The organism is Streptomyces sp. NPDC060027, from assembly GCF_042737005.1.
Classification (GTDB): domain Bacteria; phylum Actinomycetota; class Actinomycetes; order Streptomycetales; family Streptomycetaceae; genus Streptomyces.
The window spans coordinates 1-12910 of record NZ_JBHWVI010000240.1 but is presented as its reverse complement, the minus strand read 5'-3'; the positions used below and the strand labels follow the sequence as shown (position 1 = coordinate 12910).

Below are 12910 nucleotides of genomic sequence, written 5' to 3'. Positions count from 1 at the left end.
GACCCGCTCCACGGCGCGGGGCCGGGATTCCACCGGCCCCGCGCCGTCGTGTGTCGGCCACGTTTCGGGCTTCCCGTTCCTTTTGCCAAGGGTTAACTCCCACCCCTTGACGGCCGCCTGACGGCGTTCTCAATATGTTCCTCATCACGCAACCCATCGTGCATTGCGCAACAGCAGAGGAGCTTGTCGTGCCCCACGAGGTCCGTGCCGTAGTCGCCGTCAAAAAGGGTGCGCCCGTCGAGGTGCAGACGATCCTCGTTCCCGACCCGGGCCCCGGTGAGGTGCTCGTCGACGTCCAGGCCTGCGGGGTCTGCCACACGGATCTGCACTACCGGGAAGGCGCGATCAACGACCAGTTCCCCTTCCTGCTGGGCCATGAGGCGGCCGGTACCGTCGCGGCGGTCGGCGACGGCGTCACCGACCTGGTCCCCGGCGACTACGTGGTCCTCGCCTGGCGCGCCCCCTGCGGCACCTGCCGCTCCTGTCGCCGCGGCCGGCCCTGGTACTGCTTCGACTCGCGCAACGCCGCACAGCCGATGACCCTCCTCGACGGCACCCCCTTGAGCAACGCCCTCGGCATCGGCGCCTTCGCCGAGAAGACCCTGGTCGCGGCCGGGCAGGCGGTGAAGATCGACCCTGCGGCGCGGCCGGAGGCCGCGGGGCTGATCGGCTGCGGCGTGATGGCCGGATACGGCGCCGCGGTCAACACCGGCAACGTCGGGCGCGGCGACACCGTCGCCGTCATCGGCTGCGGCGGCGTGGGCAACGCGGCCATCGCGGGCGCCTGTCTGAACGGCGCGATGAAGGTCATCGCCGTCGACATCGACGACAAGAAGCTCGACCTGGCGGAGCGGTTCGGCGCCACACACACCGTCAACTCGCGGGGAACTGACCCGGTCGAAGCAGTCCGCGCGCTGACCGACGGCTTCGGAGTCGACATCGCCATCGACGCGGTGGGCCGACCGGAGACGTACAAGCAGGCCTTCTACATGCGCGACCACGCGGGTGTCCTCGTCCAGGTCGGCGTGCCCGACCCCGAGATGCGGATCGACCTCCCGCTGATCGACCTGTTCTCGCGCGGTGGCGCCCTGAAGTCCTCCTGGTACGGCGACTGTCTGCCGAGCCGCGACTTCCCGTTCCTCATCGACCAGTACCTGTACGGGCTGCTGGACCTCAACGCCTTCGTCAGCGAGACGATCTCCCTCGATCAGGTCGAGGAGGCGTTCACGAAGATGCACCGGGGCGAGGTGCTCCGGTCGGTCGTGGTCCTGTGAGCACCCCGGGCGCCCTACGGGCCGAGCGCGTCGTCGCATCCGGCGCGTTCGGCACGACCGGCCGTACACACGCGGACGGCCCGGCCGGCGAGACCGCCGTCCGCGACCGGCTCCTCCTCCCCGGCAACACGGTCGTCCCCAGCGGACACGGTTCGGACCGCACGGTCACCGCCCAGCGGCCCGGCGTCCCGGCCACCTGAGCGCGTTCACTCCCCCACCCCGGCAAGGAGGGGCATGTCCAGCACGCCCGCAACCCGTCCCCGTGTGGTCGTCATCGGCGCCGGCATCGTCGGCTGTTCCCTCGCCGACGAGCTGACCGCCCGCGGCTGGACCGACGTCACCGTTCTCGAACAGGGTCCGCTGCCCGCCCCGGGCGGCTCCACCTCGCACGCACCGGGCCTGGTCTTCCAGACGAGTCCCTCCAAGACACTGACCGCGTTCGCCCGCTACACGGTCGAGAAGTTCTCCTCCCTCACCGTGGACGGCGTCTCCTGCTTCGACCAGGTCGGCGGGCTGGAGCTCGCGACCACCTCCGAACGCCTCGCCGAGCTGCACCGCAGGGCCGGATACGCGGCCTCCTGGGGGGTCCGCGGCGAGATCGTCGGTACCGACCGGTGCAAGGAACTCTGGCCGCTCCTCGACCGTTCGGCCGTCCTCGGCGGCTTCCACACCCCGGACGACGGGCTGGCCCGCGCCCTGCTCGCGGCCCGGGCCCAGATGGAACGCGCGACCGGGCGGGGCGCCCGTTTCCTCGACCGCCACACGGTCACCGGCATCGAGAAGGCGGACGGCAGGGTCACCGGCGTCGTCACCGACCGGGGCTCGTTCCCCGCCGATCACGTGGTCTCCGCCGCCGGCTTCTGGGGTCCCGTCATCGGGCGCATGGCCGGAGTCGACGTACCCCTGCAACCGCTCGCACATCAATACGCGAGGACGCGGCCGCTCCCCGAACTCGCCGGGGCGACGTCCGAAGCCTCGAAGCCCATCCTCCGCTTCCAGGACCGCGACCTCTACTTCCGCGAGCACCACGACCGCATCGGCATCGGCAGCTACGCCCACCGGCCCCTGCCGGTCGACCCGTTCGGGGTCCTCCCCTACGACGAGGCGCGCGCGAACGACATGGCGATGCCGTCGTCGTATCCCTTCACCGAAGAGGACTGGGCGCCGAGCTGGGACGACTGCCGCCGGCTGCTGCCCGCCCTGCGCGACACGGAGATCGAGGAGGGCTTCAACGGCGTCTTCTCCTTCACCCCGGACGGCATGCCGCTGCTCGGGGAGTCCCTGCAGCTCCGCGGCTTCTGGCTGGCCGAGGCCGTCTGGGTCACCCACTCCGCCGGGGTGGCGAAGGCGGTCGCCGAGTGGATGGTCGACGGGCGGGCCTCCATCGACCTGCACGAATGCGACCTCGCCCGCTTCGAGGACGCGCAGCGTTCACCGTCGTACGTCCGTGAGCGCGGCTCGCAGCAGTTCGTCGAGGTCTACGACATCCTGCACCCCCTCCAGCCGATGGAGCGGCCGCGCCCCCTGCGCGTCAGCCCCTTCCACGCCCGGCAGGAACAACTCGGCGCGCGCTTCCTGGAGGGCGGCGGCTGGGAACGCCCGCACTGGTACGAGGCGAACGCCCCCCTCGTCGACACGCTCGGTCCCCTCCCCGAACGCGACGCCTGGTCGGCCCGCTACTGGTCCCCCATCGCCGCGGCCGAGGCGCGGACGACCCGCGAGAAGGTCGCCCTCTACGACATGACCCCGCTGCGCCGGCTCGAAGTCACCGGCCCCGGCGCCCTCGCCTTCCTCCAGCGCATGACCACCAACAACCTCCGCAAGAAGCCCGGCGCGGTCACCTACACGCTGCTCCTCGACGAGACCGGCGGAGTACGCTCCGACCTCACCGTCGCCCGACTGGCCCCCGACCGCTTCCAGGTCGGCGCCAACTCCCCCGCCGACCTGGACTGGCTCCTGCGGCACGCACCGCAGGACGTGCACCTCAGGGACATCACCTCCGGCACCTGCTGCATCGGCGTGTGGGGGCCGCTCGCACGGGACCTCGTCCAGCCGCTCACCCGCGACGACTTCTCGCACGAGGGATTCGGCTACTTCCGCGCGAAGGAAACGTATCTCGGGCATGTCCCCGTCACCGCCATGCGGTTGAGCTACGTCGGGGAGCTCGGCTGGGAGCTGTACACCACGGCCGACCTGGGACTCAGGCTCTGGGACACGCTCTGGGAGGCGGGCCGCCGGCACGGCGTGATCGCGGCCGGACGCTCGGCCTTCAACTCCCTGCGCCTGGAGAAGGGGTACCGGGCCTGGGGCACCGACATGACCGACGAGCACGATCCGTACGAGGCGGGCGTCGGCTTCGCCGTCCGCATGGACAAGGACGGCTTCGTCGGCCAGGAGGCCCTGCAGGGCCGCGCGGCGCAGGAGCCCGCGCGCAGGCTCACCCCGCTCCTCCTCGACGACCCCTCCGCCGTCGTCCTCGGCAAGGAGCCCGTCCACGTCGACGGCGCCCCCGCGGGCTACGTCACCAGCGCCTCGTACGGCTACACGCTCGGCCGCTGTGTCGCCTACGCCTGGCTGCCGGCGCTCGCCACCGGCACGGGCGTGCATATCGACTACTTCGGCGAGAAGCTCCCCGCGACCGTCGCCGAGGAACCGCTCTTCGATCCGAAGATGAACCGAATCCGCCGGTGAATCCGATGAACAGGCAAGAGCCGGACAAAAAGGCAGGAGGAGGCCCTGTGTCCCCCACGTATGACGTGATCGTGATCGGTCTCGGCGGCATGGGCAGCGCCGCCGCCCACCACCTGTCCGCGCGCGGCGCCCGTGTGCTCGGGCTGGAGAAGTTCGGCCCGGTGCACAACCGCGGCTCCAGCCACGGCGGCTCGCGCATCACCCGGCAGTCCTACTTCGAAGACCCGGCGTACGTCCCGCTGCTGCTGCGCGCCTACGAGCTGTACGACGAGCTGGAGCGGGCGACGGGCCGTGACATCGCCACCCTGTGCGGCGGCGTCATGGTCGGGCACCCGGACTCACGGACCGTCTCCGGTTCGCTGCTCTCGGCGCAACGGTGGGACCTGCCTCACGAGATGCTGGACGCGGCGGAGATCCGGCGCCGCTTCCCGACCTTGAATCCGCACGACGACGAGGTCGCGCTGTTCGAGGCGCGGGCGGGACTGCTCCGCCCCGAGAACACCGTCGCCGCGCACCTCCAGCTCGCCACCCGGCAGGGCGCCGACCTGCACTTCGACGAGCCGATGACCCGCTGGGAGCCCTACCGGGACGGCGTGCGGGTGCACACGGCCGAGAACACCTATACCGCCGGTCAGCTGGTGATCTGCCCAGGAGCCTGGGCGCCGCAGCTCCTCACCGACCTGGGCGTGCCCTTCCGGATCGAGCGGCAGGTCATGTACTGGTTCCAGCCGAGCGGCGGGGTCGGGCCGTTCGTGCCGGAGAGGCATCCGATCTACATCTGGGAGGACCCGGCCGGAGTCCAGGTCTACGGCTTCCCCTCCATCGACGGACCCGAACTGGGCGCGAAGGTCGCCTTCTTCCGCAAGGGAGTCGAGTGCACCCCTGAGGACATCGACCGGACCGTGCACGAGCACGAGATCCGGGCCATGGCGGACCACATGTCCCGCTGCATCCCCGATCTGCCCGGCGCCTTCCTCAAGGCCGCCACCTGCATGTACTCCAACACGCCCGACGAGCACTTCGTCATCGCCCGACATCCCGCGCACCCGGAGTCCGTCACCGTGGCCTGCGGGTTCTCCGGACACGGCTTCAAATTCGTACCGGTCGTCGGTGAGATCCTCGCCGACCTCGCCCTGGACGGCTCCACCGAGCACCCCATCGGCCTGTTCGCCCCCCACCGCCTCGCCGCCGCGCCCGCCTGAGGAGTACGCACGTGACGACGATCCCCGTCTCCCCGTCCCCGCTGTCCCCCAGCCTGATCGCCACGCTCCCCGGGCACTACTACACCGACCCGGAGATCTTCCGGCAGGAGCAGGAGCGGCTCTTCGAGTCGATGTGGTTCTGCGCGGTGCGCTCCGCGGATCTCGCGAGGCCCGGAGCCTTCCGCACCGTCCAGGTCGGCCGGGAGAGCGTCCTGATCACCCGCTCCCGCACGGGTGAGCTGCGCGCCTTCCTCAACATCTGCCGGCACCGGGGTGCCCGGCTGTGCACCGAGGAGTCGGGCGAGGTGCGGCGCAACCTCCAATGCCCGTACCACGCCTGGACGTACGACCTCGACGGCAAGCTGGTCGCGGCGCCGAACCTGGTGAAGATGCCGGACATAGACCGCGTCGAGTACGGCCTGGTCAAGGTCGCCCTGCGCGAGTGGCTCGGCTACGCCTGGGTGTGCCTGGCCGACGAGGCGCCCTCCTTCGAGGAGACGGTGACGGGCGCGGCGGTGGAGCGGCTCGGCACCGCGGCGGCCATCGAGCACTACGGCGCCGAGAACCTCGCGCTCGGCCGGCGCGTCACCTACGACGTACGGGCGAACTGGAAGCTGATCGTCGAGAACTTCATGGAGTGCTACCACTGCGCCACGATCCACCCCGAACTGACCGAGGTCCTCCCGGAGTTCGCGGTCGGGTACGCGGCCCAGTACTACGTGGGCCACGGCGCCGAGTTCGGGGAGGAGATCAAGGGCTTCACGGTCGACGGCAGCGAGGGCTTCGCCAAGCTGCCCGAGGTCGCGGACGACCAGGACCGCCGCTACTACGCGATCACCGTGAAGCCGACGGTCTTCGTCAATCTGGTCCCGGACCATGTCATCCTGCACCGCATGTTCCCGCTCGCCGAGGACCGCACGGTCGTCGAGTGCGACTGGCTCTACGCCCCGGAGGTCGTCGAGTCGGGCGCCGACGTGTCCAAGTCGGTGGAGCTTTTCCACCGGGTGAACGAACAGGACTTCGAAGCCTGTGAAAGGACACAGCCGGCGATGGCGTCACGTGCGTATCGCAACGGTGGTGTGCTGGTTCCGACAGAGCATCACATCGGGGTCTTCCATGCGTGGTTGATCGAGCGACTGGGAGGCCCACGTGCCTGACCTGTACATCGACGGATCGTGGCGGGGCGCGCTCGACGCGCGGACCCGCGAGATCCGCTGCCCCGCCGACGGCTCGCTGGTCGGAGTCGTCGACGAGGCCGGCGGCAAGGACACCGTGGAGGCGATCGCCGCCGCGCGCCGCGCCTTCGACGAGGGCCCCTGGCCCGCGGTCCCGTCGGCCGACCGCGGTGACCTGCTGCTTCGTGTCGCCGATCTCCTCGTCCGCGACAAGCACGCCCTCGCCCGCGCCGAGTCGCTCGACACCGGCAAGCGGCTCGTCGAGAGCGAGTACGACATCGACGACATCGCGAACTGCTTCCGCTACTTCGGCAGGCTGGCCGCCGCCGAGACCGGCCGGGTCGTCGAGACGGGCACGGAGAGCGTCGACAGCCGCGTCGTGTACGAACCCGTCGGGGTCTGCGCGCTGATCACCCCGTGGAACTACCCGCTCCTGCAGACGGCCTGGAAGGTGGCACCGGCGCTGGCCGCGGGCAACACCTTCGTCCTCAAGCCGAGCGAGCTGACTCCGCACACGGCGATCCATCTGATGCGGCTCCTGGAAGAGGCGGGAGTGCCGCCGGGCGTGGCCAACCTGGTGCTGGGCGCGGGCCCCGAGGCGGGCGCCCCGCTCGCCGACCATCCTGACGTGGACCTGGTCTCCTTCACCGGAGGCCTGGCGACCGGGCGCCGGCTGATGGCGGCCGCGGCCGGGACGGTGAAGAAGGTCGCCCTCGAACTCGGCGGCAAGAACCCCAACATCGTCTTCGCCGACGCCGACTTCGAGACGGCCGTCGACATGGCGCTGACCGCGGTCTTCCTGCACTCCGGGCAGGTCTGCTCGGCGGGCGCGCGACTGCTGGTCGAGGACTCGCTGCACGACCGGTTCGTCGACGAGGTCGTACGGAGGGCGTCGGAGATCCGACTGGGCGGACCGTTCGACGAGCGGGCGCAGACCGGGCCGCTCATCTCCGCGGCGCACCGCGCCAAGGTCGAGGCGTACGTCGCCAAGGGCCTGGCGGAAGGAGCGGTGCTGCGCTGCGGTGGCGCCCGGCCGACGGGACCTGGCTTCGACGCGGGCTTCTACTATCCGCCGACCGTCCTCGACGAGTGCAGCGGCGACATGTCCGTGGTCCAGGACGAGTCGTTCGGGCCCGTGCTCACCGTGGAGCGCTTCAGCGGCGAGGCGGAGGCCGTGCGCCTCGCCAACGACACGATCTACGGACTGGCGGGCGCCGTCTTCAGCACCGACGAGGCCAAGGCCCAGCGTGTCGCGGCCCGTCTGCGGATCGGCACGGTATGGATCAACGACTACCACCCCTACGTCCCGCAGGCCGAGTGGGGAGGCTTCAAGCAGTCCGGCTCCGGGCGCGAACTCGGGCCGTCGGGACTGGCCGAGTACCGCGAGGCCAAACACATCTGGCGCAACACCGACCCGTCCCCGCAGGGCTGGTTCGCCTGATCCGGATCGTCCGGGGCGGCTCATCCCGCCGCCCCGGCGCACCACCGCGGACATGGCGCCCGCATAGCCACCACCCCCTCATGGAACCCGGCCCCCGCACGAGCCGCTCCCCCACCCCGCCCCCAGGCCCACTTGGAGTCCGCTCATGACGACCACCGAGCAACCGTCCGGCCCACAGCACCACGACGACGCCGAACTCGCCGAGTTCGGCTACAGACCCGAACTCAAGCGCACCCTCGGCAACTTCCACACCTTCGCCGCCGGCATCAGCTACATCTCCATCCTCACCGGCACCTTCCAGCTCTTCTACTTCGGCTACGGCAGCGGAGGTCCCGCCTACTGGTGGTCCTGGCCGATGGTCTTCGGCGGGCAGTTCATGGTCGCCCTCTGCTTCGCGGAGCTGGCCGCGCGCTATCCCGTCGCGGGCTCCGTCTACAACTGGTCGAAGAAGATAGGCAATCCGCATCTGGGATGGCTGGCCGGCTGGATGATGCTGATCGCCTCCATCGTGTCGATCTCGGCGGTGGCACTCGCCTATCAGCTGACGCTCCCGCAGATCTCCGACACCTTCCAGTTCGTCGGGGACGGGACCGGGAAGTACGACGTCGCGACCAACGCGGTCGTCCTGGCCACGGTGCTCATCCTCTTCACGACCCTGGTGAACGCCTTCGGCGTGAAGCTGATGGCCACCATCAACAGCGCGGGCGTGTTCATCGAGCTGATCGCCACCGTCGTCCTCATCGTGCTGTTCGCCGTTCACATCACCCGGGGACCGCAGGTGGTCACGGAGACGGCGGGCACGGGCGCCGGCCACTCGACCGGCTATCTGGGCGCGTTCCTGGTGGCCTCGCTCGCGTCGGCGTACGTGATGTACGGCTTCGACACGGCGGCCTCGCTCGGTGAGGAGTCCCTGGACCCCTCCCGCAACGCCCCGCGGGCCATCATCCGCGCGATCGTCGCCTCGTTCGTCCTGGGCGGCCTGGTGCTGCTGCTCGCGCTGATGAGCGTCTCCAGCCTGAAGGGGGAGAAGCTGTCCACGGACGGCCTGCAGTACATCGTGCTCGACGTGCTCGGCCCGACGGCGGGCAAGGCGATGTTGTGGTGCGTGCTGATCGCGGTCACGGTGTGCGCGCTCGCGGTGCACACGGCGGCGATCCGGCTGGCCTTCGCGATGTCCCGGGACAACAACCTGCCCGCGTCCGCGCTGATGGCCCGGGTCAGCCCGCGCTTCAAGACGCCGGTCCTGCCCGCGGTGATCATCGGCATTCTGGCCGTGGCGATCCTCGTCGTGAACATCCGCCAGCCGCAGATCTTCACGGTGGTCACCAGCATCGGCATCATCATGATCTATCTCGCCTACCTCGGTGTGACCGCCCCGATGCTGGTGGCCCGGCTGCGCGGCACGTGGCAGCCCGCGGGCGAGGGAAAGTTCTCGCTGGGCCGCTGGGGCCTGCTCGTCAATGTCCTCGCCGTCGTCTGGGGCACGGTCATGACGATCAACCTGATCTGGCCGCGCGCCGAGGTCTACAACGCCGCCGCGCCGTTCCACTGGTATCTGCGCTGGGGCGCGGTGCTCTTCGTCGCCGTCATCGCCGGCGGCGGCTTCGCCTACTACTGGTTCGTCCAGCGCCATCGCACCGGCGTCCTCGACGAGCACCGGCTGCAGCCCGCCGTCACGGCTCCGCTCACCGCTCCGGCGGCCGACTGAAGGAGGGGCAACAGCTCATGAGCAACGATGAGTTCGACTATGTCGTGGTCGGCGGCGGTACCGCGGGCAATGTGGTCGCGGCCCGCCTCTCCGAGGACCCGTCCGTCACCGTGTGCGTCCTGGAGGCCGGACCCAGCGACGTCGGCGACGACGACATCCTCAGACTGGACCGCTGGATGGGCCTGCTGGAATCCGGCTACGACTGGGACTACCCGGTCGAGCCGCAGGCCACCGGCAACAGTTTCATGCGGCACGCCCGCGCCAAGGTGCTCGGCGGCTGCTCCTCGCACAACTCCTGCATCGCCTTCTGGGCCCCCGCGGAGGACCTCGACGACTGGGCCGCCGCGGGCTGTACGGGCTGGAGTTCGGCCGAACTCTTCCCGCTCTACCGGCGGCTGGAGTCGAACGACGCTCCGGGCGACCACCACGGCCGCACCGGCCCGGTGAAGCTGCGCACGCTGAAGGGCGAAGACCCGTGCGGTGCCGCCCTGCTGGAGGCGTGCGCGCAGGCGGGCATCCCGACCACCGCGTTCAACAGCGGCACGACAGTGGTCCGGGGCGCCAACTGGTTCCAGATCAACTCCGACGAGAACAACATCCGGCAGTCCTCCTCGGTCGCCTACCTCCACCCGGTCATGGGCAAGCGGCCGAACCTCTCGGTGCGGACGGGGGTGCGGGCGAAGAAGCTGGTCCTGGAGGGCCGCAGGTGTGTCGGCGCCGAGTACCTCGACCCGGATCTGGTCCACACCAGGACGGTCCGGGCCCGCCGCGAGGTGATCGTGTCCTGCGGTTCCATCGACACGCCGAAGCTCCTGATGCTGTCGGGCATCGGGCCCGCCGGGCATCTGCGCGAGGTCGGGATCGACGTGGTCGTGGACGCTGCGGGCGTCGGCGAGAACCTCCAGGACCACCCCGAGGGCGTCATCATGTGGGAGGCGAAGCGGCCCATGCCCACCACGTCCAGCCAGTGGTGGGAGGCGGGCATCTTCTACGACACCGAACCGGGCCTGGACCGGCCGGACCTCATGTTCCACTACGGCTCGGTGCCGTTCGACATGAACACCGCGCGGCACGGATTCCCCACCTCGGAGAACGCGTTCTGCCTCACCCCGAACGTCACGCGCGCGAAGTCCCGCGGCACCGTGCGGCTGCGCACCCGCGACTACCGGGACAAACCGATGGTCGACCCGCGGTACTTCACCCACGAACACGACGTGCGGGTGATGACGTACGGGCTGAAGCTGGCACGGCGGATCGCCTCGCAGCCCGCGCTGAGCGGCTGGGCGGGCGCCGAGCTGGCACCCGGGCCGGACATCCGCTCCGACGAGGAGCTGCTGGACTACATCCACAAGACCCACAACACCGTCTACCACCCGTCCTGCACCGTGAAGATGGGCGCGGACGACGACACCTCGGCCCCGCTCGACGCACGGCTGCGGGTCAAGGGAGTCGAGGGCCTGCGGGTCGCGGACGGCTCGGTGATGCCGGATCTGATCTCCGTGAACCCGGGCATCACCACGATGATGATCGGCGAGAAGTGCGCCGACCTGCTGAAGGAGCACGCGTAGACGAGCGCCCCGCGAGGGGCGCGGGGCTGTAGCGACATGCGGCTCCGCCGCGTGGGCGTGGCCGGCCGAGGACGCCCCGCGGTTCCCCCACTGCCGTGCCTCTACGGAGCGATCGGCGCCGGACGCTTGTACATCCGCGTCGCGGTGATCTCGGTGTGCACGGTCTCCCCGGCGGGCGCCTCACGCGGCAGTCCCGGCCGCAGATGCTCCTCGACGCTGATGTACTTCAGCCCGGCACGCAGGTCGGCGTCGTTGCGCAACCGGATGACGAGGGGGAACTCGGCGAGCGCGGTCGTGTCGAACAGGCCCGTGGTGTAGAGGAGCTGGACGCCGAGCGCGTCCGAGACGGCCCGCTGGAGCTCCAGCAGATACGTCGCGTTGGCGCGCCCGATGGGGTTGTCGAGGAACAGCGTGCCCGCGTGCCGGTGCTTGTCACGGCCGCGGTCGTTGCTGCGCAGCGCGGCCATCGTGCAGTACAGCGCGATGGCCGCGGTGAGCAGCTGACCGCCGGAGAACACATCGCCCATCTGGCCGACGGGGACCCGTTCGGCGCGCAGCACGGCGTCCGGCTTGAGGATCTCCACGGCGACGCCCTTGGGCTGGAGCGCGGCGCCGACCCCGCGCAGCAGCAGTGACATGCCGTCGCGCCGCATGTCGGAGTTCTTCTTGACCGCCGCGCGGGTGGCCTCGTCCACCACCTCGCCGAGCCGCTCGGTGAGGGTGGCCTGGTCGGGTTCCTCGAAGCGGATGCGCAGGAACTCCTGCCCGGACCACTCCCCGAGCCCTTCCGGCAGCCTGGACAGCCGCTGCGCGGACCGCAGGGTGGCGAGGGCGGACTCCACGAGCCCGCGCAGCCGGTCCACGATCGAGTCCCGGTTGCGCTCCAGCTGCTCCAGCTCGTCGGTCAGCACCCGCAGCCGGGGCGCGAACGCGTCCGCCCACTTCTGCGCGTGCTCGGGCAGCGAGGAGGCGGGCAGCTCGCGGATCTGCTGCCGGGCGGGGGTCCGCACCTGCTCGTAGCGGGTGGAATTGGCGTGCCGTACGAGGATGTCGCTCGCCTCGCGGACGGCGCCCTCGGCCGCGGAGAGGTCGGCGGCGCAGCCGCGCAGCGAGCGGCGGCTCTCGGCGGCGGAGTTCCGCGCCTCCTCCAGGGTGCCGGGATAGGGCTCGGGCTCCTCCTGCTCCTCGTCGGAGTGCTCCCGGATCAGGTCCCTGAGCAGGGCCGACGTCTCGTCGAAGCCGCCGGCCGCGTCCTCGGCGGACCGGTGGGCGCCGAGGAACTCGGCGTGCGACTCGCGTGCCTGGTTCAACGCCTCGGTGCGGGCGGCGAGTTCGGTCGTGGCGGTGCGCAGCAGGGCCTGCGCGTGCTCGGCGTCGCTCGGGACCAGGTCATCGGCCAGTTCGGTGTGCGCCGCGCCGTCCTCGGGCGCGTGCCGCTCGGCCTCGCCACGCAACCGCCCGAGCTGCTCGCTCGCGGTCGACATCCGGGTCTCCAGGAGCTGCACCAGTTCGTCGGCCCGCGCCGCGGCGGCCTGCCGTGAGGGGCCGTCGGAACCGTCCGTCGACTCCAGGAGCTGCGCGGCGCGCGTGCGCACCTTGTTGCTGAGCCGGTCCAGCTCCGCGAGCGCAGCGCTCTCGTCGCTCTCGGCCCGGGCCTGTTCGGCCCGCAGGTCGGCGCCGACGCCGACCTTCTCGTACAGCTGCGACGCGGCTCGGTATGCCTCGCGCAGGGCGGGCAGCGAGGCCTTGGGCGCCGCCGTCCCGTCCTGTGTCACATCGTCGGGGGCGCCCGCGATCCCCGCGCGCTCGGCGCGCAGCGCGCGGGCCGTGCGGCGGGCGTCGTCGGCGGCG

The 12910-nt window shown here is 70.8% G+C and carries 8 protein-coding genes and 1 pseudogene; 8 read left to right on the top strand and 1 reads right to left on the bottom strand.

Features of this window, described 5'->3' with window-relative positions; genetic code table 11:
* Positions 1-188: 188 nt before the first annotated feature.
* The 8 genes from ACFWBT_RS36525 to ACFWBT_RS36490 all read left to right on the top strand — a co-directional run bounded on the left by ACFWBT_RS36525 (position 189) and on the right by ACFWBT_RS36490 (position 11059).
* A complete protein-coding gene (locus ACFWBT_RS36525) occupies positions 189-1274 on the top strand; it encodes an S-(hydroxymethyl)mycothiol dehydrogenase (RefSeq protein ID WP_385707334.1) in 1086 nt (361 codons plus the stop codon).
* The gene (locus ACFWBT_RS36520) at positions 1271-1474 is read left to right on the top strand and encodes a hypothetical protein (protein WP_385707332.1); all 204 of its coding nucleotides are present in this window, start codon (positions 1271-1273) and stop codon (positions 1472-1474) included. Before ACFWBT_RS36525 ends, ACFWBT_RS36520 begins: the two co-directional genes overlap by 4 nt.
* A gap of 34 nt (positions 1475-1508) precedes the next feature.
* On the top strand, positions 1509-3965 hold the full coding sequence (locus ACFWBT_RS36515; protein ID WP_385707330.1) for an FAD-dependent oxidoreductase: 2457 nt from the start codon (positions 1509-1511) through the stop codon (positions 3963-3965).
* Positions 3966-4012: 47 nt separating this feature from the next.
* On the top strand, positions 4013-5167 hold the full coding sequence (gene solA / locus ACFWBT_RS36510) for an N-methyl-L-tryptophan oxidase (protein WP_385707328.1): 1155 nt from the start codon (positions 4013-4015) through the stop codon (positions 5165-5167).
* An 11-nt stretch (positions 5168-5178) separates the two neighbouring features.
* A complete protein-coding gene (locus ACFWBT_RS36505; RefSeq protein ID WP_385707326.1) occupies positions 5179-6324 on the top strand; it encodes an aromatic ring-hydroxylating dioxygenase subunit alpha in 1146 nt (381 codons plus the stop codon).
* A complete protein-coding gene (locus ACFWBT_RS36500; RefSeq protein WP_385707324.1) occupies positions 6317-7783 on the top strand; it encodes an aldehyde dehydrogenase family protein in 1467 nt (488 codons plus the stop codon). Before ACFWBT_RS36505 ends, ACFWBT_RS36500 begins: the two co-directional genes overlap by 8 nt.
* Before the next feature lie 145 nt (positions 7784-7928).
* On the top strand, positions 7929-9491 hold the full coding sequence (locus tag ACFWBT_RS36495) for an APC family permease (RefSeq protein WP_385707322.1): 1563 nt from the start codon (positions 7929-7931) through the stop codon (positions 9489-9491).
* A gap of 17 nt (positions 9492-9508) precedes the next feature.
* The gene (locus ACFWBT_RS36490; RefSeq protein ID WP_385707320.1) at positions 9509-11059 is read left to right on the top strand and encodes a GMC family oxidoreductase; all 1551 of its coding nucleotides are present in this window, start codon (positions 9509-9511) and stop codon (positions 11057-11059) included.
* A gap of 101 nt (positions 11060-11160) precedes the next feature.
* Here ACFWBT_RS36490 and ACFWBT_RS36485 read toward each other — a convergent pair.
* Positions 11161-12910: pseudogene (locus tag ACFWBT_RS36485) on the bottom strand (hypothetical protein); the annotation flags it as partial.

Excerpts from the sequence above, each read along its gene's own strand:
- ACFWBT_RS36515 (WP_385707330.1), top strand. The coding sequence starts at position 1,509 with ATGTCCAGCACGCCCGCAACCCGTCCCCGTGTGGTCGTCATCGGCGCC.
- ACFWBT_RS36490 (WP_385707320.1), top strand. The coding sequence starts at position 9,509 with ATGAGCAACGATGAGTTCGACTATGTCGTGGTCGGCGGCGGTACCGCG.
- ACFWBT_RS36495 (WP_385707322.1), top strand. The coding sequence starts at position 7,929 with ATGACGACCACCGAGCAACCGTCCGGCCCACAGCACCACGACGACGCC.